The sequence below is a fragment of the Thauera sp. genome (genome assembly GCF_035444905.1).
In the GTDB taxonomy this organism is placed as follows: Bacteria; Pseudomonadota; Gammaproteobacteria; order Burkholderiales; family Rhodocyclaceae; genus Thauera.
This window is the reverse complement of record NZ_DAOMPS010000004.1, coordinates 57,333-79,464: the sequence shown is the minus strand read 5'-3', so window position 1 is coordinate 79,464 and position 22,132 is coordinate 57,333. Positions and strand designations below refer to the sequence as shown.

Here is a 22,132-nt window from a genome sequence, read left to right as displayed (position 1 = left end):
CCTCGCCCCTTCAGGAACACCCCGAGCGTCCCCGGCTGGTCGCCGTCTGCGCGCGATCAATGCGCCTCTGCGGGCTGCGTCGTCACGCGAGCCCCTGCCACCACCCCCTGACGCTCGAGAGACGTCACCACCCGTTCGCCTTCCACAACCCCGGACAGCACCTCCGAAAACTCCCAATTCGCCACCCCTGTCTCCAGCCTACGCTCGACCAAGGTGTCGCCTTCGACCACCAGCACCCGACCACCTTCGCGCAATGCCGCGGTCGGGATGCGCAAGACCTCGGTGCGGCTGTCGAGCACGATCTCCACGTCGGCGCTGTAGCCGACCAGCATGCCGCGCGCCTCGTCCGGGCGGACGAAGTCGACATCCACCGCAACGGTGCGCGCCTGCTTCTCCACCGCGGTGATGTAGGGTGCCACGCGCTTGACCGTGCCCTCGAACACCTTGCCCGCCATCGCCTCCAGTGTGATTCGCACCGGCAGCCCGGGGCGGATCTTCGGCGCGTCGATCTCGTCCATCGGCGCCTTCACATACAGGCAGGAATCATCGATCAGATCGATCGCCGGCGGCGTCGGCACGCCGGGCGGCGAGGGGATGGAGATCTCGCCGAGTTCGCCGCTGATGCTGGCCACGGTGCCGGCGAAGGGCGCGACCAGCACCAGGCGCTGGCGGTCGGTTTCGGTGGCGGCGACCTGTGCCTGCACGGTGGCGATGTCGGCGCGCGCGGTGTCGCAGGCGGCGCGGCGGGCGCGGGCCTCGGTGCGGGCCTTCTCCTCGGCGCTGGCGGAGACGAAACCGCGCTTGACCAGTTGCGCCTGGCGCGCCGCCTCGCGCTCGGCGTTGTCGGCAACGGTGCAGGCCTCCTGCACGCGCTGGCGCGCGCTGGCGAGCTGCGCCTGGTTGATCGCCAGGCGCGCCTCCAGGTCGCCGTGCCACAGCCGCATCAGCACCTGTCCGGCATCGACGCGGTCGCCTTCCCTGACGCCGAGCCACTCGATGCGCCCGCCGACGATAGTCGCCATCCTGGTGCGCTGGCAGGCTTCGATTTCGCCCGCGCGAGTGTTCGACAGCGTCGCCTCGACCAGCCCGCGGCCGACCTCGTGCACCACGACGTCGACGGGCTTGGGCCGTGTGAGCCACCAGCCCGCCGCCCCAACCAGAGCAAGGATGATGAGTACGGTCAGCAGGCGGCGGAGGGCTTTCATGGCGTATCGATGTCAGAGGTCGTCGAAAAAGTCCGTGTCGGTCGCCCTGCTGATCATTGCCATGCTCCTTTCCGATCGGCCTTACTTCCCGCCCTTCGCCCACGAATCCTTCAAGGTCACCGTGCGGTTGAACACCGGTGCGCCGGGTTTCGAATCCACGCGGTCGGCGACGAAGTAGCCGTGGCGTTCGAACTGGAAGTGCTCTTCCGGGCGGGCGTCCTTGAGTGCCGGTTCCAGGTACGCGGTGATGACGCGCTTGCTGTCCGGGTTGATGTCGGTCAGGAAGTCGCGCTCGGCATCCGGCGCGTCGCCCTCGCGGCGCTGGCCGGGGTGGGGGTGGGCGAACAGGCGGTCGTAGATGCGGACTTCGGCCTCGTAGCCGTGCGCGGCTGAGACCCAGTGCAGGTTGCCCTTGACCTTGTAGTTGTCGGCGCCGGGGGTGCCGGACTTGGAGTCGGGCATGTACTCGGCGAGCACCGCGGTGAGCTTGCCGGCGGCGTCCTTCTCGCAGCCGGTGCATTTCACCACGAAGCCATAGCGCAGCCGCACCATGTTTCCGGGGTAGAGGCGGTGGAAGCCCTTCACTGGCTCCTCCATGAAGTCCTCGCGCTCGATCCACAGCTCGCGCGAGAACGGCATGTCGCGCTTGCCGAGCTCGGGCTTGAGCGGATGGTTGGGCGCCTGGCACAACTCGGAGGCGCCTTCGACGTAGTTGGTGATGACGAGCTTCAGCGGATCGAGCACTGCGACGCGGCGCTCGGCGGCCTCGTTGAGGTCGTCGCGCATGCACTCTTCGAGCACGCTCATGTCGATCCAAGAATCGGCCTTGGAGACGCCGATGCGCTCGGCGAAGCGGCGGAAGCCGGCGGCGGTGAAGCCGCGGCGGCGGGCGCCGATCAGCGTCGGCAGGCGCGGGTCGTCCCAGCCATCGACATGGCCTTCATTGACGAGCTGGATCAGCTTGCGCTTGGACAGCACGACGTAGGTCAGGTTGAGGCGGGCGAACTCGATCTGCTGCGGCAGCGGGCGCGGGAAGTGGCCTTCGGTGGCGAGCGCATCGAGCAGCCAGTCGTAGAAGGGGCGCTGGTCCTCGAACTCGAGCGTGCACACCGAGTGGGTGATGTTCTCGATCGCGTCCTCGATCGGGTGGGCGAAGGTGTACATCGGGTAGATGTGCCAGGCGTCGCCGGTGCGGTGGTGGGCGGCGTGGCGGATGCGGTAGATCGCCGGGTCGCGCAGGTTGATGTTGGGGTGGGCCATGTCGATCCTGGCGCGCAGCACGTGGCTGCCCTCGGCGAACTCGCCGGCGCGCATGGCGGCGAAGAGCGCGAGGTTCTCCTCGACGCTGCGCGCGCGCCAGGGGCTGTCCTTGCCCGGCTCGGTCAGCGTGCCGCGGTTGGCGCGCATTTCCTCGGCCGACTGCGAGTCCACATAGGCCTTGCCGGCCTTGATCAGGCTCACCGCGCAGGCATACATCTTGTCGAAGTAGTCCGACGCGAAGTACAGGTGCTCGCCCCATTCGAAGCCGAGCCACTGCACCGCCTCGAGGATGGCGTCGACGTATTCCTGCTCTTCCTTCTCCGGGTTGGTGTCGTCGAAGCGCATGTGGCACACGCCGCCGTAGGCTTCGGCGAGGCCGAAGTTCAGGCAGATCGACTTGGCATGGCCGTAGTGCAGGTAGCCGTTGGGTTCGGGCGGGAAGCGCGTCTCGACGCGGCCGCCCCATTTCGCCGTGCGGATGTCCTCGTCGATGATGTTGCGGATGAAGTTGGAGGCGACGGGGACTTCGGTGGCGGAGTTCTTTTCGGGTTTCATCACACGGAGGATCTGGAAGGTCGGCCCGGTGGCCGGGATGCGGGTTGGCGCAATTGTAGCCGATCCGCCTTGTGCGCTCGGCTGCACCCGGGGCAGCGGGTAGAATCGGGCTTCAGTTCATTCTGGATGGGTGGCGGATTCCATGTTCCGGGTCGTCTCGTTGGGGTGGTGGCGTTGAATCTGGCCACTTTCGCTGCAGTGGGCATGGGTGCGGCGCTCGGCGCCTGGCTGCGCTGGGGCTTGGGCATGTGGCTCAACCCGGCGTTCGCTCTGATCCCGCTCGGCACCCTGGTCGCGAATCTGGTCGGCGGCCTGGCGATGGGTTTCACGCTCGCGGCGGTGAAGGCCTGGCCGGGCATGGCGCCGGCCTTGAAGCTGCTGCTCACCACCGGTCTGCTCGGCGGACTGACGACGTTTTCCACCTTCTCGGCCGAGGCCTTTCACCTGCTGCAGCGCGGTGCGCTCGGCTGGCTCGGGCTGCACCTTTCGGTGCATGTGGTCGGCTCGGTGCTGATGACCTGGGCCGGCTATGCATTCTTCAATGCCCTGCGCGCCTGAGCGCGGCCAGCAGCGCGTTTCCGCGTCATTTTATGTTGCACTCGAATGGGCTAGAGTGAAGCGGCAGCACGAGCATAATTCCGCAACAAGCAACACAACGGAGGCAAAACGACATGAAGAAACTCGTCATCACCCTTTCCGCGCTGACCCTGGCGATGGGCGGTCTCAGCGGCTGCGCCAACATGACCGAGACGCAGCGTGATACCGGAGTCGGTGCCGGCATCGGTGCGGTGACCGGTGCCATCATCGGGCGTGCGACGGCGGGCGGCAACAAGGGACGCAGCACTGCGACTGGTGCAGCCATCGGCGCAGCGCTTGGCGCTGCGGGCGGCTATCTGTGGTCGCAGAACATGCAGCAGCAGAAGGCACAGATGGAGCAGGCCACGGCCGGCACCGGTATTGGCGTGAGCCAGACGGCGGACAACCAGTTGAAGGTGCAGATCCCGTCCGACGTCTCCTTCGACGTCGGTCGCTACGACATCAAGCCGAACATGCGGGCAGTGCTCGACAGCCTGGCCTCGACGCTGAACCAGCACCCGGTCACGACCGTGACCATCATCGGCCACACCGACAGCACGGGTAGCGATGCGGTCAACAACCCGCTGTCGGTCAATCGTGCGGCCGCCGTGCGTGACTACCTGGTCATGCGCGGCGTGTCGGCGCAGCGGATTGCGATCGATGGTCGCGGCTCGTATCAGCCGATTGCGGACAACGCCACTGCCGCCGGCCGAGCGATGAACCGCCGGGTGGAGGTCTTCATCGCCGAACCGGCACGTTGAATCACCGACAGCCCGGCCGACCGCTTCCAGGGTCGGTAGGGCTGAGTCCGTCGAGGCTTGCTGGAAAGCCTCCCAGATGGACTCCATTCAGAGCCTGCATGCCAGCTGGGCAAGATGCTCGACTGTGCCTGCAGGCCTTTCTTCGGCTGGATCAGCGTGTTGCGGACGGTAGCGGCGCCAGCAGCGCAGCGATGTCCGACTCGCCGAACTTTGCCAGCGCATCCGCATCCTCGGACAGCACGCCCTCGGCCAGCGCGGCCTTCTTCTCCTGCAGGGCGAGGATCTTCTCCTCGATGCTGCCGGCGCATACCAGCTTGAACACGAACACCGGCTTGTCCTGACCGATGCGGTGGGCGCGGTCGGTGGCCTGGTTCTCGGCCGCCGGGTTCCACCACGGGTCGTAATGGATCACTGTGTCGGCCGCGGTCAGGTTGAGGCCCACGCCGCCGGCCTTCAGGCTGATCAGGAACACCGGCACGCGGCCCTTCTGGAAGTCCTCGACCGGCACGCGGCGGTCGCGCGTGTCGCCGGTCAGCGCCACCCAGCCGATCTTCGCCTTGTCCAGTTCGGCGGCGATCAGGCCGAGCATGGTGGTGAACTGCGAGAACACCAGGATGCGCCGGCCCTCGTCGATCAGCTCGGGCAGCATGTCCATCAGCAGGTCGAGCTTGGCGCGCTCCTTGACGCGCGCGGCTGCCGGCGACTTCAGCAGGCGCGGGTCGCAGCACACTTGGCGCAGCTTCAACAGTGCGTCGAGGATCACGATCTGGCTGCGCGCGAAGCCCTTGCCGGCGATCTCGGCGCGCACCTTCTCGTCCATCGCCGCGCGTACCGTCTCGTAGAGGTCGCGCTGGCCGCCCTCGAGGCCGACGCTACGCACGATGATGGTCTTGGGCGGCAGCTCGGTGGCGACGTCCTCCTTGCGCCGGCGCAGGATGAAGGGGCGCAGGCGGGCGGCCAGGAGGTCGCGCCGATCGCCGTCGCCGTGCTTCTCGATCGGCGTGCGCCAGATCGCCGTGAACTGCTTGTGGCTGCCCAGGAAGCCGGGCAGCAGGAAGTCGAACTGCGCCCACAGTTCGCCGAGGTGGTTCTCCAGCGGCGTACCGGTGAGGCCCAGCCGGTGGCGCGCTTTCAACTGGCGGATCACCTGCGCGCCCTTGCTGGCGACGTTCTTCACCGTCTGCGCCTCGTCCAGGATCAACAGGCTCCACTCGCGCGCCTGCAGTTGCTCGGCGTCGCGCCACAGCAGGGGGTAGGTGGTGAGCGCCACGTCCACCTTGTCGCCAACGGTGTCGCCTGCGCCGAGCTCGTCGAAGCGGGCGTGGCGATCGGCACCGTGCAGGTTCAGCACCTTCAGGTCGGGAGCGAAACGCTCGGCCTCGGCCTGCCAGTTGAACACCAGCGAGGTCGGCAGGATCACCAGCGCCGGCAGGTCGAGGCGACCGGCCTGCTTCTCGGTGAGCAGGTGGGCGAGGGCCTGCGCGGTCTTTCCCAGGCCCATGTCGTCGGCGAGGATGCCGGCGAGGTCGTGGCGTACCAGGTGCTGTAGCCAGGCCAGGCCTTCGAGCTGGTAGGGGCGCAGCTCTGCGCGGAAGCCCTGGGGCGCAGTGACGGCCCGGATGCCTTCGGTGTTGCGCAGGCGGGCGGCGATCTCGGCGATGCGCTCGCTGCCGCGTCCCGGCAGATCGAGATCGGCCAGGCGCGTGGCGTCCAGCCTCGACAGCCGCCAGTCGTGATCGGGGTGATCGAACAGGTCCACCAATGCACGCACCAGCGGCTTGATGCGGGCGGCGCTGATGCGCAGGCGGCCGAGCTCCTCGTGTTCGAGGATCAGCGCCTCGTTGTCGGCGATGTCGTCGAGCCGGCCCGACAGCCAGCGCGCATCCTGGGCGAACAGGCCGGCGAGCAGCGGCGCCAGCGGCAGCGCCTTGCCATCGACCTCGATGCCGGGCGACAGGCCCAGCCAGCCGTCCTCGCTCTCGTCGATGTCGAGCATCAGGCGGTCGATGTCGATCGCGTGGTGACGGAAGTCGGCGGGAAACGCCACCTCCCAGCCCTCTTCGCGCAGCGTCGGCACGGTGTCGGCCATGAAGCCCGGCCATGCGGACTCGTTCGCCAGGCCGAGGGCTTCGGGCGGCAGCGTGCCGAAGCTCGCCTGGATTGCACCCGGCGGTACGCGGCTGAAGCCGGCCGCGCTCAGCCGCTGGGCCGCGGCGCGCTCGGCGGCCTCGTCGCGTCTCAGGCGCGCGCTGCGGCCGTCGGGCAGGGGGTGGAAGAGCCGTCCGTCCTCGGCATCGACGGTGACCGGCCCGTAGCGGAAGGCGAGCACGGCGAAATCGAACTCGTAGGTGCCATAGGCGGCGTAGCTGCGAAAGCGCACGTGATGCACGGGCCGCGTGTCGAGGCGCAGCACCGGCACCGGCACGCCGCCGACTTCGATCGGCGGCTCGCCGCGCAGGGTCGGCGCGGGCAGGGAGGGCGCGACCTCGGCCAGGGTTTCGGCAACGAGCTCGGATTCCGCCTGGGTCAGCGGGGGCAGCCAGAGCAGGCGTTGCACGAGCTCGGCCGGCACCGTGAGCACTATCGGGCCGGCCTCGGCGCGGGCGATATCCACATACCAGGGCGGCAGCAGGGGCAGGATGCGCTCGGCGGCGGGCTCCACCGTGAGTACCGGCGCACGCAGGCCGTCGGCGGTCAGTGTCCAGTCCGGATGCCCCGGACGCGGTTCGCCGGCGCTGAGCGCGGGGTTGGCGAGGCTGGCGAAATGCAGGCGTTGGCTGGCGAGCAGCTTGCTCAGCAGCTCATTGCTGTTGCGCCCATCGAGCGGCAGGCCGGCGCTGACGACGGTGCGTCCGCGCGGCCGGTGCGCCCACAGCAGGCGCAGGATCTCGAGATCGGTCTCGTCCACGAAGGCGGGCGGGGCCTGCAGGGCGCGCTCGAAGTTGCTCCAGCTCTCGCGCTGGCGGATCTGGCCTTGCTGGTCGAGGCGGACCTTGTAGCAGGCGATGGTGTCCTCGCCATGCTCGCTGTCGGGTTCGATCACATAGCGCAGGGCGTGCGTGCTGGCAGTCGACTTGCGCTTGCGTGCGGCGCTGGGGTCGAGCGCGCTGGCGGCATGGCGGAAGCCCTCGACCCAGGCCAGCACCTGCTGGCGCGGGCGGTCGGGCCGGCGACGCTGATGCAGCCACAACAGCATCATGGCCGCCACGTGCTTGCAGTCGTAGCCCATCGGGCAGCTGCAGGCGCTGACCAGTGCGGGGCGCCCGTCCTCCTCGACGACGTTGGCGAACACGTCATAGGGCGTGCGCTGCCGGCCCTTCACCAGGGCCGACACCTCGCTGCCCTCGGTCGACATCGCGCTCACCCGGCTCAGGTAGCCCAGGCCCTTGGCCACGGTCTCCATGCCGAGCTGGGCGATCAGGTCATCCTGGGTGAAGCGGTCGAGCGGCGTCATGGGCGGATGGTGTGCCCGGGACGGGCGCGAGCGGGAAACCCGTCAGTTTACACGCCTGCGCCGGGGGCTGTCTGGCCCCGCGCGCCGGATCGCTTGCGCACGGATGCGGGCGCAAAGGAAACGGGCCGCATGTGCGGCCCGTCGGTGCTCAAGCGCTGGCGTGCGGCATCACACGTTCCGATACACCTCAGCACCGCTCTTGACGAATTCCACCGCCTTCACCTCCATGCCCTTCTTCAGCGCCTCGGCCTCGTCGAGGCCCTGCTGGGCGGCGAAGTCACGCACGTCCTGGGTGATCTTCATCGAGCAGAAGTGCGGGCCGCACATCGAGCAGAAGTGCGCCACCTTGGCCGAGTCCTTGGGCAGGGTCTCGTCGTGGAATTCCTTCGCCTTGTCCGGGTCGAGGCCGAGGTTGAACTGGTCTTCCCAGCGGAACTCGAAGCGCGCCTTGGAGAGCGCGTTGTCGCGGATCTGCGCGCCCGGGTGGCCCTTGGCGAGGTCGGCGGCATGCGCCGCGAGCTTGTAGGTGATGATGCCTTCCTTGACGTCCTGCTTGTTGGGCAGGCCCAGGTGCTCCTTGGGCGTCACGTAGCACAGCATCGCGGTGCCGTACCAGCCGATGGTGGCGGCGCCGATGCCGCTGGTGATGTGGTCGTAGCCCGGCGCGATGTCGGTGGTGAGCGGCCCCAGGGTGTAGAAGGGCGCCTCATGGCACTGCTCGAGCTGCAGGTCCATGTTCTCCTTGATCAGGTGCAGCGGCACGTGGCCGGGGCCCTCGATCATCACCTGCACGTCGTGGCGCCAGGCGATCTGGGTGAGTTCGCCCAGCGTCTTCAGCTCGCCCAGCTGGGCCTCGTCGTTGGCATCGTAGATCGAGCCCGGGCGCAGGCCGTCGCCCAGGCTGAAGGCCACGTCATAGGCCTTCATGATTTCGCAGATGTCCTCGAAGTGCTCGTAGAGGAAGCTCTCCTTGTGGTGCGCCAGGCACCACTTGGCCATGATCGAGCCGCCGCGCGACACGATGCCGGTCATGCGGTTGGCAGTCAGCGGCACGTAGCGCAGCAGCACCCCGGCATGGATGGTGAAGTAGTCCACGCCCTGTTCGGCCTGCTCGATCAGGGTGTCGCGGAAGATCTCCCAGGTCAGCTCCTCGGCCTTACCGTTGACCTTCTCCAGGGCCTGGTAGATCGGCACCGTGCCGATCGGCACCGGGCTGTTGCGGATGATCCACTCGCGTGTCTCGTGGATGTTCTTGCCGGTGGACAGGTCCATCACCGTGTCGCCGCCCCAGCGGATCGCCCAGGTCATCTTGTCGACTTCCTCGGCGATGCTGGAGGTGACCGCCGAGTTGCCGATGTTGGCGTTGATCTTCACCAGGAAGTTGCGGCCGATGATCATCGGCTCGGACTCGGGGTGGTTGATGTTGTTGGGGATGATGGCGCGGCCGCGGGCGATCTCGTCGCGCACGAACTCGGGGGTGATCGTCGCCGGCAGGCTGGCGCCGAAGTTCTGCCCGGGGTGCTGGCGCAGCATCATGTCGGCCATCTTCTGGCCCTTGAGGCCGCCGCTGGCGCGCAGCGAGGCGATGTACTGCTCGCGGTTGAGGTTCTCGCGGATGGCGATGTATTCCATCTCGGGGGTGACGATGCCGCGGCGCGCGTAGTGCATCTGCGTGACGTTGGCGCCGGCCCTGGCGCGGCGCGGCTTGCGGTGCAGGCCGGGGAAGCGCAGCTCGTCGAGCGCCGTGTCGGCGGCGCGCTGGCGGCCGAATTCGGAGGACAGGTCGGGCAGCACCTCGGTGTCGCCGCGCTCCTCGATCCACGGCTGGCGCAGCGCGGGCAGGCCGGAGCGGATGTCGATCTTGGCTTGAGGGTCGGAGTAGGGACCGGAGCAGTCGTAGACGAAGACCGGCGGGTTGGGCTCGGCGCCGAAGGAGCCCGGGGTGTCGGCCTGGGAGATCTCGCGCATCGGCACGCGCAGGTCCGGGCGCGAGCCTTCGACGTAGATCTTGCGCGAGTTGGGCAGCGGGGCGATCGCGGCTTCATCCACGTGGGCCGTGGCGGCGATGAATTTTTCGTTGGCGTTCATGGACTCTCCTTGGGGGGTTCTGTGTGGGTTCTCATCTGCGCCACAGCGCGTGGAAGTGATGGACCGGGCCGTGGCCGCTGCCGACCGCGAGCTCGTCGGCATGGGCGATTGCGCCGAGCAGCCACTGGCGCGCATGACGCACGGCGGCCTCGACCGGGCGTAACTGGCCTTCGGCCTGCGGCAGCAGGGCGGCAATGGCCGAGCTGAGCGTGCAGCCGGTGCCGTGGGTGTTCTTGGTGTCGATGCGCGGCGCCGGCAGTTCCACCATGCGGTCGCCGTCGAACAGCAGGTCGACCAGCTCGTTGCCGGGCAGATGGCCGCCCTTCAACAGCACCCAGCGCTCGGAGGACAGTGGCAGCAGCTCGCGCAGGCGCTCGGCGGCGCGGTACATCTCCTTGACCGTGTCCGGCGCGCGCTGCTCGAGCAGCACGCCGGCCTCGGGCAGGTTGGGCGTGATCAGGAAAGCCTGCGGAAACAGCGCCTCGCGCATCATCGAAATGGCGCTCTTCGCCAGCAGGCTGTCACCGCTCTTGGCCACCATCACCGGGTCGAGGACGACGTTGGCGGCCTGCCAGTGGGCGAGGCGCTCGGCCACGGTGGCGGTGACCTCGGCGCTGCCGAGCATGCCGATCTTGGTCGCGGCCAGATGCACATCCGCAAACAGGGTGTCGATCTGCAGGCGCAGGAAGTCGGTCGGCGGCACATGCACGCCGGTGACGCCCTGGGTGTTCTGTGCGGTCAGTGCGGCGATCACGCCGCAGCCGTAGGCGCCCAGCGCCGAAAAGGCCTTGAGGTCGGCAAACACGCCGGCGCCGCCGGACGGGTCGACGCCCGCGATCGTGACGACGTTGGGAATGCGGGACGCGGCGCCTGAAGCGCTGGATGGGGTGGAGCGAGTACTCATGGATACGTTTCCCTACGCCGGTGCGAGCCGGATCAGGTTCTAAGGGTCTTTCTCAGCCCCCGGTTGGCGGGCACCCCTAACGAGATCGCCGCACGATACTGGATGCGTCTGCCTGTGGCAAGGTACTCAAGATCGGACCCGAATGGTCGTATAGCATCGTGATTGCCGATATCGCAGAACGCCCATGAAGCCCATCCGACTCCTGCTCGCCGCCTTGCTCCTCGCCCAGCCCCTGCAGGCCGCCTTCGCAGCCGACTGGCAGCTGGTGCTGAGCGACCGCAATCGCCGCGTCGAGATCGATCGCGACAGCATTCTGTCCTCGGATGCGGGCACCCGGGTCGGATGGGGGCGGGTGGTGCTCACGACCGACGAGGCGCGCAGGTCAGGCTACGCGATGATCAAGGCGCTCAACCGCTACGACTGCCGCAACAACACGTTTGCGACGATCAAGCGCGTGTATGTCGACGCCTTCGACAACATCGTCCGCGAGGAGTCGGTCGAGGGCGAGGCCCTGTCGGTCGCGCGTGGCTCGGTCGATGAGCGCATGTGGCGCGAGGTGTGCAAGCCCGCCACCGCGGCCGACCTGCAGCAACTGGCCAGCGAGGCCGCTCGCGTGGCGGCAGCGCCCGCGCGCGCCGCGAGCTCCGCAACCCCGCCGGCGGCACGGCTCGCCGCGCCGGCGATCGCCGCTGCGCCAACGTCGCCTGCCGCAGCACCGGCACCAGCAGCGCTAGCAGCACCGGCACCGGCACCGCCAGCACTCGCAGCGCCAGCACCGGCCGCGCCTGTACCAGTGCCTACCGCGGAATCGGTGTCGGCGGCCCCCCCCGCGCCTGTGGTGCAGATACCCGCCAAGTTCGCCGCCGGGGCCATTCGCACTGCGGACGTTTCGCAGGAGCCGCAGACGTCGATCCTGCCGCCCCTGCCGCGCATCGTCCCGCCAACGGCGGAGGTGGACAAACGCGCGGCGCAGCCGGTCGCCGCCCGCGTCCCGGCACCGGCTACCCCGTCTGCGTCCGCAGCAGTGCCGGCGCGCGTCGCCGCGCCAAAGCCGCCTGCGTCACCCAGGCCCACTGCAGCGCCGGCGCGGCCGGTCCGAGGCGAGGCGCCGAACGTGGCGCCCGCCGCCGCGCTGACGGCGGCCCCGCAGCCGACTGCGCCACGCCCGGCTGTCCAGGCCCAGGCCAGGCCTCAGGCCCAAGCGCGAACCGCGGCGCCGACGAACGAGCCGCGGGCGGCGCAGGCGACGCCGAGCGGCATCCGCATTACCCGCCTTGGCCAGGCCGAGCCGGGCTGGAGTTACGACGGCGATACCGGACCCGAGCACTGGGGCAGGCTGCGCCCGGAGTGGCGCGTGTGCGCCGAGGGCAGCCGGCAGTCGCCGATCGACCTGCGCGATGGCATTGCGGTCGAGCTCGCGCCGGTCGTGTTCGACTACCGGCGCAGCGGCTTTCGCGTGCGCGACACCGGCAACACCTTGCAGGTGGAGGTGGGCGAGGGCATGGGCATCGAGGTGCGCGGCACGCGTTATGCGCTCGAGCGCTTCACCCTGCACCGGCCCTCGCAGGATCGCGTCGGCGGCATGGCGCATGACATGGCGCTCTATCTGGAGCACCGTAGCGAGGACGGCCGGGTGGCGATGCTGTCCCTGTTGCTCGAGGCTGGCGGCGCGCGCAACGAGGTGCTGCAGACCGTGTTCAACAACCTGCCCCTCGATCGCGGCCGGGAGTTCGTGCCGCAGGCCGTGCTCGACCTCGCCGCCCTGGTTCCCGCGCAGCCCGGTCATTTCCTTTACATGGGCTCGCTGCCCACCCCGCCGTGCTCCGAGGATGTGCTGTGGGTGGTCATGAAGCAGCCGCTGCCGATTGCCGATGAGCAGCTTGTGGTGTTCTCGCGCCTTTATCCGCGCAACGGCCGTCCCATCCAGCCCCTCAACGGGCGTCTGCTGCTCGAGTCGCGCTGACGCCCCCCCGTCTCCAGCCCGAATCGCAGTGCAGCAACTGCGCTAGAATGACGCAGTTTGCCCTCACGGATCACGCTATTAATTAGCGTGTGCTAATATTTAGCCTGGAGTCCCAGATGAACTTCGAGAAAGCGCGCTTCAACATGGTCGAGCAGCAGATCCGCCCCTGGGAGGTGCTGGATCAAAATGTGCTCGACCTCCTGATGACGGTCAAGCGCGAGGAATTCGTGCCCGCTGCCCATCGCGAACTCGCTTTTGCCGACGTCGAGATCCCGCTCGGTCATGGTCAGGTCATGCTCAAGCCGGTCATCGAAGGCAAGGTGCTGCAGGCGCTGCGCATTGCCAAAGGCGACTCGGTGCTCGAGGTCGGCACGGGCTCGGGCTACTTCGCTGCCCTGCTGGCGGCGCGCAGCGAGTGGGTGCGGACGATCGAGATCGAGCCTCGCCTGGTCGAGCTGGCGAGCGCCAACCTGGCCCGCAACGGGGTCGAGAACGTGGTCGTCGTCGAGGGCGACGGACTCGCCGGCTGGGCCGAGCGTGCGCCCTACGACGCGATCGTGCTGTCGGGCGGGGTCCCCTTCGTGCCGCAGGCCCTGCTCGAGCAGCTCAAGGTGGGTGGGCGCCTGTTTGCCTTCGTCGGCGAGGCGCCGGTCATGAAGGCGCGCCTCATCACCTGCGAGGCCGAGGGCCGCTTCCGCACCGAGGACATCTTCGAGACCGTCGTGCCGATGCTGAAGACCACGGCGCGCAGCGAGCACTTCAGTTTCTGACCCCCATCATGCGCCAGATCAGCCCGACCCAACTTGCCCAGCGACTGCAGGACCCGCAGCAGCCCGCCCCCGTGCTGCTCGACGTGCGCGAACCCTGGGAATTCCAGATCTGTCACATCGACGGGTCATTGCCGATGCCGATGTCGAGCGTGCCGGCGCGCGTCGCCGAGCTCGATCGCGACGCTGAGATCGTCGTCGTCTGCCACCACGGCGGGCGTAGTGCCCAGGTGTGCATGTTCCTCGAGCACCAGGGTTTCACCCGCGTGATCAACCTCGCCGGCGGCGTGGCCGGCTGGGCCGCGCAGGTCGACCCCCGAATGCCGCAGTACTGACGTCAGCCGAGCAAACGAGCGGAGAATGGCATGAAGAAAGTGTTGGCAATGTGCATCGCAGGCCTGTTTTCAAGCGCCGCCGCTGCGGCCGACCTGATGCAGGTGTACCAGGATGCGCTAGCCAACGATGCCAGGTTCTCCGCCGCGCGGGCGCAGCTCGAGGCCGGGCAGGAGCGCGTGGTGCAGGGCCGCGCCGGGCTGCTGCCGCAGCTCGGCGTGTCGGCGAACACGACCTGGAACGACGCCGATATCAAGCTGCGAACCCCGCAGCCCGGCACTTCCAATGCCAGCTTCAACAGCAACGGCTACGCCGTGCAGCTCACCCAGCCGCTGTTTCGCATGCAGAACTGGGTGCAGTTCAAGCAGGGCGAACTGCAGACGGCGCTGGCCGAGACCCAGTTCGGCATCGAGCGCCAGGATCTCGTGCTGCGCGTGTCGGAAGCCTATTTCAACGTGCTCATCGCCCAGGATGCGCTTGCCGCCGTGAGCCAGTTGCGCGCCGCGGCGGCCGAGCAGCGCGAGCTGGCCGCGACCAGCTTCGAGGTCGGCACGGTGACGATCACCGATGTGCACGAGGCGCAGTCGCGCTTCGACCTGGCCTCGGCGCAGGAGATCGCGGCGCAGAACCAGCTCGAGGTCGCGCGCCAGAGCCTGGCGCAGATCATCGGCAAGGAGCCCGAAGCGCTCGCCGGACTGCGCGAAGGGGTGGAGCTGCAGCGTCCCCAGCCCGACAGCATTGCCGACTGGGTCGCCGCGGCCGAGTCGGGCAGCTTCGGCGTGCAGGCCCAGCAACTGACGCGCGAGATCGCCGCGCGAGAGGTCGAGCGGGCGCGCGCCGGCCACCTGCCGACCGTCGATGTGGTCGCCAGTCACGGCCTCAACAACCGGCCCCAGCCCACAACCGAGCGTTCAGAGGCCACCACCATCGGCCTGCAGCTCAACCTGCCGCTGTATGCGGGCGGGCGCGTGTCCTCGGTGTCGCGCGAGGCGGCGGCCTTGCGCATGAAGGCCGATGCCGACCTCGAGGATGCGCGCCGCAGGGCGGCGCTCGCGGCCCGGCAGTCGTGGCTGGGGGTCACCAGCGGCATGGCGCAGGTGAAGGCGCTCGAGGCCGCGCGCGTCTCGTCCACTTCGGCGCTCGAGGCCAACCGGCTGGGCTACGAGGTGGGCGTGCGCATCAACATCGACGTGCTCAACGCCCAGACCCAGCTCGCCGACACCTTGCAGCAGCTCTCGCGCGCCCGCTACGACACCCTGCTCGCCCAGCTGCGCCTGCGCGCGGCCGCCGGTACGCTGGGCGAGGAAGACGTGCGCGCCATCAACGCCCTGCTCGCGCCCTGAGCTCGCCCTCGGACGCCTCCAGCCCCTCCAGGATGTCCACCGTCCGCCGCGTCGCACCCTGATGCAGGGTGGCGAAGCTGCGACCGGCTGCCGCCATCGCCTCGCGGCGCGGCACGTCGGCGAGCAGGGCGAGCGCGGCGGCCATGCCGGCGTCGGCATCGTCGGCGCGCAGGGCGGCGCCGCAGCGCACTGCCTCTTCGGCGATCAGCTGGAAGTTGAAGGTGTGCGGCCCCACCACCACCGGCGTGCCGACGGCGCACGCCTCGATCAGGTTCTGCCCGCCCAGGGGTAGCCAGCTGCCGCCAATCAGGGCCACATCGGCCGTGGCGTAATAGGCGAACATCTCCCCCATCGAGTCCCCCAGCAGCACGCGGGTTTCGGCGTCGACCGCGGCCTCCGCGCTGCGGCGCTGCAGCTTGAGCCCGGCGGCGCCCACCGCCGCGGCGACCTCGTCGAAGCGCTGTGGATGGCGCGGCACGAGCAGCAGCAGTACATCGGCCGCGGCCTGGCGGGCGAAGGCTTCGACCAGCAAGGCCTCTTCGCCCTCGCGCGTGCTCGCCGCGAGCACGACCGGACGGGGGCCGATGCGCGCGCGCAGGGTGGCCGCCAGTTGCAGGGCCGCCTGCGGCGGCGCGATGTCGAACTTGATGTTGCCGGTGACGCTGACGCGGCGCGCCCCGAGCTGGCTCAGGCGGGCCGCATCGGCGGCGCTCTGCGCGCCGATCACGCTCAGCGCCCTCATCGTCAGCGCGGTGAGGGCCGGCAGGCGCGCGTAGCGGCGGGCCGAACGCTCGGACAGGCGGGCGTTGGCCAGCATCACCGGGATGCGTCGGCGGCGACAGGCGGCGAGCAGGTTGGGCCACAGCTCGGTCTCCATCACGACGCCGAAGCGGGGGCGGAAATGACGCAGGAAGGCGTGGGTGAAGCAGCCGATGTCGTAGGGCAGGTAGGCGCGCAGCACGCGCGCGTCGTTGCCGAACAGCGCGCGCGAGGTATCGCGGCCGGTGGGCGTCATGTGGGTGAGCAGCACGCTGTGCTCGGGCCAGCGTTCGAGCAGCGCCCGCACCAGCGGCTCGGCGGCGCGGGTCTCGCCGACCGACACCGCATGGACCCAGATCACCGCCCCCGGCGCGCGCACCCGGTAGTGGCCGAAACGCTCGCCGAGATGGCGCACATAGCCGGGTTGGCGCCGCCCTCGCCACAGCAGTCGCAACAGCACCAAGGGCAGGGCGAGCAACCAGAGCAGGGTGTAGGGCAGGCGGGTCAGCATCGAGTCGGGGCGGCAGGCGACCGCGCAAGTATAAGCATGGATGCGGCGCGCAAGACGTCTGTCACACGCCTGCCCCGGCCTGCGTGCGATAATTCCGCCCGATTACTTCCCTTGGTCAAACGCTCCCCATGAAGATCCTCGTCACCGGTGCCGCCGGTTTCATCGGCATGCACACCTCGGAACGCCTGCTCGCCCGTGGCGACCAGGTGGTCGGGCTGGACAACCTCAACGACTACTACGATCCGACGCTCAAGGAGGCGCGGCTGGCGCGCCTCACGCCCCATGCCGGGTTCCGCTTCGTCAGGATGGATGTCGCCGATCGCGCGGGCATGGAGCGCCTGTTCGCCGAAGAGGGCTTCGACCGCGTGATCCACCTCGCGGCCCAGGCCGGCGTGCGCTACTCGCTGCAGAACCCCCACGCCTACATCGACAGCAACCTCGTCGGCTTCATGAACATCCTCGAGGGCTGCCGCCATTCGCAGGTGCAGCACCTGGTGTATGCGTCGAGTTCCAGCGTCTACGGCGGCAACACCAGGATGCCGTTCTCCGAGCGCGACAGCGTGGATCATCCGGTGAGCATCTACGCCGCCACCAAGAAGGCCAACGAGCTGATGGCCCACACCTACAGCCACCTCTATGGCCTGCCCACCACCGGCCTGCGCTTCTTCACCGTGTATGGTCCGTGGGGGCGGCCGGACATGGCCTTGTTCCTGTTCACCAAGGCCATCCTCGAGGGGCGGCCGATCGACGTCTTCAATCACGGCCGCATGAAGCGCGACTTCACCTACGTCGATGACATCGTCGAAGGCGTCATCCGCACCCTCGATCGCGTCGCTGCCGCCGATCCCGGCTTCGACGCCGATCAGCCCGACCCGGGAACCAGCAACGCCCCCTACCGCGTGTTCAATATCGGCAACCACGATCCGGTCGAACTCATGGATTTCGTCGCCGCGATCGAGGACACGCTCGGCGTCCGCGCGCAGAAGAACTTCCTGCCGCTGCAGGATGGCGATGTGCCGGCAACCTATGCCGACACCGCGGCGCTCAATGCGTGGACCGGCTTCGCCCCGGCGACCAGCGTGAAGGACGGGGTGGCGCGCTTCGTCGCCTGGTATCGCGACTACTACAGGGTCTAGCGCAAGGTCGGCGGCGGACGATGGCAACCTACGCAATCGGCGACATCCAGGGCTGTTACGCGCCGCTCGAACGCATGCTCGACAAGCTTGCGTTCGACCCGGCGGCCGACCGGCTGTGGGTCGTCGGCGACCTCGTCAACCGCGGGCCCGAGTCGCTGCGGGTGCTGCGCGCCCTGCGCGACCTGGGCAAGGCCGCCACCATCGTGCTCGGCAATCACGATCTCTACCTGCTGATGGTGGCGGCCGGCTTCAAGCATCGCGACAGCGACGACACGCTGTTCCAGGTGCTCGAGGCGCCCGATCGGGAGGAACTGATCGACTGGCTGTCCTGCCTGCCGCTGATCGTTGTCGAGGGCGAGCATGTGCTCGTCCATGCCGGCTTGCTGCCGCGGTGGACCGTGACCCGGGCGCAGGCGCTCGCCGCCGAGGTCAGCGCCGCGCTGTCGGGGCCGCGCGCGCGCGAGTTCCTGCTCAACATGGGCGGCAATCGGCCCGAGCGCTGGTCGGACGGGCTCAAGGGCTGGGACCGGCTGCGGGTGATCGTCAATGCGCTCACCCGGCTGCGCTTCTGCACCGCCGATGGACGCATGGACCTGCGCGCCAAGGGGGCGCCGCACAAGGCGCCGCCGGGCATGATGCCGTGGTTCAGCGTGCCCGACCGCTTCAGTCGCACCCACACGATCGTCTGTGGGCACTGGTCGGCGCTGGGCTTTTACCGCGAGCCGGGCCTGATCGCGCTCGACTCGGGCTGCGTCTGGGGCGGAAAGCTCACCGCGCTGCGGATCGAGGACGATGCGGTCTTTCAGGTGCCGGGCTGAGGCGATGCTGCGCCCGGCTCGGCGATCACGGCGGCGATCTGCGCATGCGCATGCGCGGCGAGGGTGCGCCGATCCACTCCGTCGCAGGTGGGAATCGGTGCCGCCACGGTGACGCGGGCGATCGTGCGGCGGCTGGCGACGATGTTGGCCACGCACTCACCGAGGCTGAGCTCGCCGTCGTAGGCCGGGGCGCGGCTGAAGCGATCGTCCGCCGTGCGGTACTGCAGGGCGAGCGGCTGCAGCGGGTGGCCGCAGGCGATCGTCGGCTGCAGCAGGGCGGCGTGAAAATGCAGCAGGTGGCTGCCGTCGGTGGTCGTGCCTTCCGGAAAGATCGCCACGTTGCAGCCGGCGTCGAGCAGTCCGGCGATTTCGGCGTTGATGATGCGCGCATGGCCGCGACTGCCGCGGCGCAGGAAGATGGTGTCGTTGCGCTCCGCCAGCCAGCCGATGAGCGGCCAGTTGCGCACCTCGGCCTTGGACACGAAGGCCGCCGGGGCGAGCGCGTTGATGACGAAGATATCGACCCAGGAGATGTGGTTGGCGACGAGCATGCATCCGGGCGCGACTGCCTCGCCGCGCGTCTCGAGCTCGATGCCGAGCACGCGCAGCAGGCCGGCCGACCAGCGGCGACGCAGGGCCTGGTGGGCGGGACGCCTGCACAGCGGATAGACGAAGGCGACCGTCAACAGGCCCTGCACGAGATGCAGCGCCAGCCGGGTGTAGCGCCAGGCGCGCAGCAGGCGTGGCGTTGGCCGGCTGCCGGCTGCGATCGTGCCCGCAGCCGGCGCTGCCTGCAGACGCGTGAAGGCGGCGACGTCGGGAACGCCGTCCGCGTGTTCCGAGGCGTTCATCGCAGGCTTGTCCTTGTCGCTGTGGTGGGCGTTATGTTTCAGTCCTTGCGTCCCAGGAAGTGCTTGGCGTAGCGCTCGTCGACCTTGCCCATGGGCAACAGGACGGGCAGGTCGGCGGTGTTGAAGTCGGGGTCCCAGGCCGGCGCGCCACAGATCCAGGCCCCGGCGCGCAGATAACCCTTGATCAGCGGCGGCGGCTCGGCGGCCAGGTCGTTGCGCAGGCTCTCGAGTGGCAGCGGGGCGCGCGGGAAGACGTGGTATTCGAGCGGTGCCAGGTGCTTTTCGCGCAGGCGATTATACAGGCTGGCTGCGGCGTGGCCGCCGTCGGCCATGCTCACCGAGGCGCAGCCGATCAGGTAGTCGTAGCCGTTTTCCTGCATGTAGCGCGCCAGCCCCGACCACAGCAGGGTGATCACCGCGCCGCTGCGATACTCGGCGTCGATGCAGGAGCGGCCGATTTCCACCAGCCGGCTGCGCAGGTGCTGCAGCCGGGTGAGGTCGAATTCGTTTTCCGAGTAATAGCCGCCGACCTTGCGCGCGGCCGACGGCGACAGGATGCGATAGGTGCCGACGATGCGACCGGCGTCCTCGTCGCGCACGATCAGGTGCTCGCAGAAGGGGTCGTAGATGTCGCGGTCAACTCCCGGCGTGCGGCTCGGCAGGCGTGCGCCCATCTCCTCGGCGAACACGCGATAGCGCAGCTTCTGCGCTTCGAGGATCTCGGTCTCGCAGGTGGCGAGGCCCACGTGCAGGTTGCGCGACTTGCGTGCGGCCCCTTCGGGGCGTGGCTGGACGTGCTGGAGCATGGCGGTCTTCCGTGCTGTTCGGTTGGCGCCATTCTCGAAAGGGCGCGTTGCGATGCAGTGACGTGCTCATTACGATGTGGTGACACCCACAACGGAAAGGAGCCTGGAAGCATGGAAAACTGCGTGTTCTGCCGCATCGCCCAGGGCGAGCTGCCGGCGTCGAAGGTCTTCGAGGACGAGCACACCCTCGCCATCATGGACATCCAGTCGGTCAATCCGGGCCATATGCTGGTGCTGCTCAAGCCGCATCGTGCCAATGTCTATGAGCTTGACGACAGCCTCGCCGGCGCCGCCTTTCGCACCGCGGCACGCATGGCGCGCGCGGCCAAGCAGGCCTTTGGCTGCGAGGGCGTGACCCTGCTCCAGGCCAACGAGAAGGCCGGCGCGCAGACCGTCTTCCACTTCCACATCCATGTGCTGCCGCGCTGGGAGGGCGATGGCATGGAGCTGGCTTGGCCGGTGAAGAATCCGCCGCGCGAGGAGCTCGAGGCCATGGCGGAGAAGCTGCGCGCCGCGTTGGCCCTGGGCTGAAGCGAGGCCCGCGCAAGCGGGCACCATGGGCGGCGGCGGATTTTGGGATAATGGCGCTTTACTCCGTCGCCACGCCTGCCAATGTCCATCCTCGTCTGCGGATCGGTCGCCTACGACTCGATCATGGTCTTCCCCGACCGCTTCAAGAATCACATCCTGCCCGAGCAGATCCACATCCTGAACGTCTCCTTTCTGGTGCCCGACATGCGCCGGGAGTTCGGCGGCTGCGCGGGCAACATCGCCTACAGCCTCAAGCTGCTCGGCAGCGACCCGCTCATCATGGCAACGGTGGGCGAGGATGCCGGGCCCTACCGGGCGCGCCTGAAGGCGCTCGGTATGCGGCAGGACCACCTGCGCGAGGTGGCGGGCAGCTTCACCGCCCAGGCCTTCATCACCACCGACCTCGACGACAACCAGATCACCGCCTTCCATCCGGGGGCGATGTTCCACTCCCACCTCAACGACGTGCGCGAGGCACGCGGCGTGAGGCTGGGCATCGTGTCACCGGATGGCGCGGACGGCATGCTGCGCCACGCGGCGGGTTTTGCCGAGGCGCGCGTGCCCTTCGTCTTCGATCCGGGCCAGGCGCTGCCGATCCTCGGTAGCGAAGCGTTACTGAATTGTCTGCAACAGGCGCGCTACTGCACGGTCAATGACTACGAGGCCCGCCTGATGTGCGACAAGACCGGGCGCAGCGAGGCTGAACTCGCGCGCGAGGTCGAGGCGCTGGTCGTGACGCTGGGCGCGGAGGGTTCGCGCGTTCATTGGCACGGCGAGGTGTTCTCCGTGCCGGCGGTCAAAGCCGACGCGATCGTCGATCCGACCGGTTGCGGCGATGCCTACCGGGCGGGCCTGCTGCACGGGCTGGTCAACGATTGGCCGTTGTTGAAGAGCGTGCGCCTGGCTTCGGTGATGGGCGCGATCAAGATCGCGCATCGCGGTGGGCAGAACCACCAGCCGACGCGGGCGGACATTGCATCCCGCTTCGCGGCGGAATTCGGGGAGGAGTTTGGGTGAATCACAAGGGAATGAAGTTGCGTGCGGCCGTCGGTGCGATCGTTGCGGTCCTGGTGCTTGGCGGTTGCGCGCAGGGCCTGGGCGGTGGCACGTATTCGCGCACCGAGGCGCGCAGGGCGATGACCGTGCAGTTCGGCACCATCGAGTCGGTGCGTGCCGTGCAACTCGAGGGCACGAAGACGCCGATCGGAACCGTTGCCGGGGCGGCCGTCGGCGGCATTGCCGGCAGCACCATCGGCGGTGGGCGTGGCCAGGCGGTCGCCACCGTGCTCGGCGCGGTTGCCGGTGGCGTGGCAGGTTCGGCGGTCGAGGAGGGCGCGACCCGCACGCCGGGTGTCGAGGTGACGGTGCGCCTGGACAACGGTCAGTTCCTCGCCGTGGTGCAGGGGGATGAGGGAGAACGCTTCCGCCCGGGCGAGCGCGTGCGGGTGTTGCGCGATGGCGGCACGACGCGCGTCACGCGCTGAGCGGGCACGTCTCGGCGCGCGGCTGGC

General features: G+C 68.8%; 19 protein-coding genes and 1 riboswitch. Of the genes, 11 read left to right on the top strand and 8 right to left on the bottom strand.

Going from position 1 to position 22,132, the window contains the following annotated elements:
* Positions 1-56: 56 nt before the first annotated feature.
* Positions 57-1,205, bottom strand: a complete 1,149-nt coding sequence (locus tag PLC66_RS03105) for an efflux RND transporter periplasmic adaptor subunit (protein ID WP_324537786.1) — start codon at positions 1,203-1,205, stop codon at positions 57-59.
* Positions 1,206-1,286: 81 nt separating this feature from the next.
* Positions 1,287-3,020, bottom strand: coding sequence for a glutamine--tRNA ligase/YqeY domain fusion protein (locus PLC66_RS03100; protein ID WP_324537785.1), 1,734 nt, complete (start codon positions 3,018-3,020; stop codon positions 1,287-1,289).
* A 174-nt stretch (positions 3,021-3,194) separates the two neighbouring features.
* Here PLC66_RS03100 and crcB point away from each other — a divergent pair, with 174 nt between their 5' ends.
* Entirely contained in the window at positions 3,195-3,578 is a 384-nt protein-coding gene (gene crcB / locus PLC66_RS03095) for a fluoride efflux transporter CrcB (RefSeq protein ID WP_324537784.1), read from the top strand.
* A 113-nt stretch (positions 3,579-3,691) separates the two neighbouring features.
* Positions 3,692-4,357 (top strand): YiaD family glycine zipper/OmpA-like lipoprotein, encoded by a 666-nt coding sequence (locus PLC66_RS03090; RefSeq protein WP_324537783.1) that lies wholly within the window; start codon positions 3,692-3,694, stop codon positions 4,355-4,357.
* A gap of 151 nt (positions 4,358-4,508) precedes the next feature.
* Here PLC66_RS03090 and PLC66_RS03085 read toward each other — a convergent pair whose 3' ends face one another.
* The 3 genes from PLC66_RS03085 to thiD form a co-directional block, all read right to left on the bottom strand.
* On the bottom strand, positions 4,509-7,811 hold the full coding sequence (locus tag PLC66_RS03085) for a DEAD/DEAH box helicase (protein WP_324537782.1): 3,303 nt from the start codon (positions 7,809-7,811) through the stop codon (positions 4,509-4,511).
* A gap of 168 nt (positions 7,812-7,979) precedes the next feature.
* Positions 7,980-9,899 (bottom strand): phosphomethylpyrimidine synthase ThiC, encoded by a 1,920-nt coding sequence (gene thiC, locus PLC66_RS03080; RefSeq protein WP_324537781.1) that lies wholly within the window; start codon positions 9,897-9,899, stop codon positions 7,980-7,982.
* A 31-nt stretch (positions 9,900-9,930) separates the two neighbouring features.
* Positions 9,931-10,803 carry a bifunctional hydroxymethylpyrimidine kinase/phosphomethylpyrimidine kinase gene (gene thiD, locus PLC66_RS03075; protein WP_324537780.1) on the bottom strand — a complete coding sequence of 291 codons (873 nt, stop codon included), beginning with the start codon at positions 10,801-10,803 and terminating at the stop codon, positions 9,931-9,933.
* Positions 10,796-10,891, bottom strand: a riboswitch (TPP riboswitch). Its footprint overlaps the gene before it by 8 nt.
* Positions 10,892-10,987: 96 nt before the next feature.
* Between thiD and PLC66_RS03070 the strand changes: the two genes are divergently transcribed.
* The 4 genes from PLC66_RS03070 (at position 10,988) to PLC66_RS03055 (ending at position 15,209) form a co-directional block, all read left to right on the top strand.
* On the top strand, positions 10,988-12,766 hold the full coding sequence (locus PLC66_RS03070; protein WP_324537779.1) for a carbonic anhydrase: 1,779 nt from the start codon (positions 10,988-10,990) through the stop codon (positions 12,764-12,766).
* 116 nt (positions 12,767-12,882) lie between these two features.
* Positions 12,883-13,536, top strand: a complete 654-nt coding sequence (locus PLC66_RS03065) for a protein-L-isoaspartate O-methyltransferase family protein (protein ID WP_324537778.1) — start codon at positions 12,883-12,885, stop codon at positions 13,534-13,536.
* Positions 13,537-13,544: 8 nt separating this feature from the next.
* A complete protein-coding gene (locus PLC66_RS03060; RefSeq protein ID WP_324537777.1) occupies positions 13,545-13,868 on the top strand; it encodes a rhodanese-like domain-containing protein in 324 nt (107 codons plus the stop codon).
* Between the two features lie 30 nt (positions 13,869-13,898).
* Positions 13,899-15,209, top strand: coding sequence for a TolC family outer membrane protein (locus PLC66_RS03055; RefSeq protein WP_324537776.1), 1,311 nt, complete (start codon positions 13,899-13,901; stop codon positions 15,207-15,209).
* On the opposite strand, the gene waaA is transcribed toward PLC66_RS03055, so the two are convergent.
* The gene (gene waaA, locus PLC66_RS03050; RefSeq protein ID WP_324537775.1) at positions 15,187-16,479 is read right to left on the bottom strand and encodes a lipid IV(A) 3-deoxy-D-manno-octulosonic acid transferase; all 1,293 of its coding nucleotides are present in this window, start codon (positions 16,477-16,479) and stop codon (positions 15,187-15,189) included. The two genes, PLC66_RS03055 and waaA, sit on opposite strands and share 23 nt — an antisense overlap.
* Positions 16,480-16,607: 128 nt before the next feature.
* Here waaA and PLC66_RS03045 point away from each other — a divergent pair, with 128 nt between their 5' ends.
* Positions 16,608-17,615, top strand: a complete 1,008-nt coding sequence (locus PLC66_RS03045; protein WP_324537774.1) for an NAD-dependent epimerase — start codon at positions 16,608-16,610, stop codon at positions 17,613-17,615.
* Positions 17,616-17,635: 20 nt separating this feature from the next.
* Positions 17,636-18,433: a symmetrical bis(5'-nucleosyl)-tetraphosphatase gene (locus PLC66_RS03040; RefSeq protein WP_324537773.1), complete on the top strand. Its 798-nt coding sequence runs from the start codon at positions 17,636-17,638 to the stop codon at positions 18,431-18,433.
* On the opposite strand, the gene PLC66_RS03035 is transcribed toward PLC66_RS03040, so the two are convergent.
* Positions 18,418-19,284 carry a lysophospholipid acyltransferase family protein gene (locus PLC66_RS03035; RefSeq protein WP_324537772.1) on the bottom strand — a complete coding sequence of 289 codons (867 nt, stop codon included), beginning with the start codon at positions 19,282-19,284 and terminating at the stop codon, positions 18,418-18,420. The genes PLC66_RS03040 and PLC66_RS03035 overlap by 16 nt on opposite strands.
* A gap of 38 nt (positions 19,285-19,322) precedes the next feature.
* Positions 19,323-20,090 (bottom strand): GNAT family N-acetyltransferase, encoded by a 768-nt coding sequence (locus PLC66_RS03030; protein WP_324537771.1) that lies wholly within the window; start codon positions 20,088-20,090, stop codon positions 19,323-19,325.
* 111 nt (positions 20,091-20,201) lie between these two features.
* Here PLC66_RS03030 and PLC66_RS03025 point away from each other — a divergent pair, with 111 nt between their 5' ends.
* From PLC66_RS03025 to PLC66_RS03015, 3 genes are all read left to right on the top strand, one after another.
* Complete coding sequence (locus tag PLC66_RS03025; protein WP_324537770.1) at positions 20,202-20,621, top strand: HIT family protein; 420 nt, start codon at positions 20,202-20,204, stop codon at positions 20,619-20,621.
* 81 nt (positions 20,622-20,702) lie between these two features.
* The gene (locus tag PLC66_RS03020; protein WP_324537769.1) at positions 20,703-21,638 is read left to right on the top strand and encodes a carbohydrate kinase family protein; all 936 of its coding nucleotides are present in this window, start codon (positions 20,703-20,705) and stop codon (positions 21,636-21,638) included.
* A gap of 11 nt (positions 21,639-21,649) precedes the next feature.
* On the top strand, positions 21,650-22,105 hold the full coding sequence (locus PLC66_RS03015) for an outer membrane lipoprotein (RefSeq protein WP_324537858.1): 456 nt from the start codon (positions 21,650-21,652) through the stop codon (positions 22,103-22,105).
* Positions 22,106-22,132: the final 27 nt, after the last annotated feature.

Excerpts from the sequence above, each read along its gene's own strand:
- PLC66_RS03105 (WP_324537786.1), bottom strand. The coding sequence starts at position 1,205 with ATGAAAGCCCTCCGCCGCCTGCTGACCGTACTCATCATCCTTGCTCTG.
- PLC66_RS03100 (WP_324537785.1), bottom strand. The coding sequence starts at position 3,020 with ATGAAACCCGAAAAGAACTCCGCCACCGAAGTCCCCGTCGCCTCCAAC.
- PLC66_RS03090 (WP_324537783.1), top strand. The coding sequence starts at position 3,692 with ATGAAGAAACTCGTCATCACCCTTTCCGCGCTGACCCTGGCGATGGGC.
- PLC66_RS03085 (WP_324537782.1), bottom strand. The coding sequence starts at position 7,811 with ATGACGCCGCTCGACCGCTTCACCCAGGATGACCTGATCGCCCAGCTC.
- thiC (WP_324537781.1), bottom strand. The coding sequence starts at position 9,899 with ATGAACGCCAACGAAAAATTCATCGCCGCCACGGCCCACGTGGATGAA.
- thiD (WP_324537780.1), bottom strand. The coding sequence starts at position 10,803 with ATGAGTACTCGCTCCACCCCATCCAGCGCTTCAGGCGCCGCGTCCCGC.
- PLC66_RS03070 (WP_324537779.1), top strand. The coding sequence starts at position 10,988 with ATGAAGCCCATCCGACTCCTGCTCGCCGCCTTGCTCCTCGCCCAGCCC.
- PLC66_RS03065 (WP_324537778.1), top strand. The coding sequence starts at position 12,883 with ATGAACTTCGAGAAAGCGCGCTTCAACATGGTCGAGCAGCAGATCCGC.
- PLC66_RS03060 (WP_324537777.1), top strand. The coding sequence starts at position 13,545 with ATGCGCCAGATCAGCCCGACCCAACTTGCCCAGCGACTGCAGGACCCG.
- PLC66_RS03055 (WP_324537776.1), top strand. The coding sequence starts at position 13,899 with ATGAAGAAAGTGTTGGCAATGTGCATCGCAGGCCTGTTTTCAAGCGCC.
- waaA (WP_324537775.1), bottom strand. The coding sequence starts at position 16,479 with ATGCTGACCCGCCTGCCCTACACCCTGCTCTGGTTGCTCGCCCTGCCC.
- PLC66_RS03045 (WP_324537774.1), top strand. The coding sequence starts at position 16,608 with ATGAAGATCCTCGTCACCGGTGCCGCCGGTTTCATCGGCATGCACACC.
- PLC66_RS03040 (WP_324537773.1), top strand. The coding sequence starts at position 17,636 with ATGGCAACCTACGCAATCGGCGACATCCAGGGCTGTTACGCGCCGCTC.
- PLC66_RS03035 (WP_324537772.1), bottom strand. The coding sequence starts at position 19,284 with ATGAACGCCTCGGAACACGCGGACGGCGTTCCCGACGTCGCCGCCTTC.
- PLC66_RS03030 (WP_324537771.1), bottom strand. The coding sequence starts at position 20,090 with ATGCTCCAGCACGTCCAGCCACGCCCCGAAGGGGCCGCACGCAAGTCG.
- PLC66_RS03025 (WP_324537770.1), top strand. The coding sequence starts at position 20,202 with ATGGAAAACTGCGTGTTCTGCCGCATCGCCCAGGGCGAGCTGCCGGCG.
- PLC66_RS03020 (WP_324537769.1), top strand. The coding sequence starts at position 20,703 with ATGTCCATCCTCGTCTGCGGATCGGTCGCCTACGACTCGATCATGGTC.
- PLC66_RS03015 (WP_324537858.1), top strand. The coding sequence starts at position 21,650 with ATGAAGTTGCGTGCGGCCGTCGGTGCGATCGTTGCGGTCCTGGTGCTT.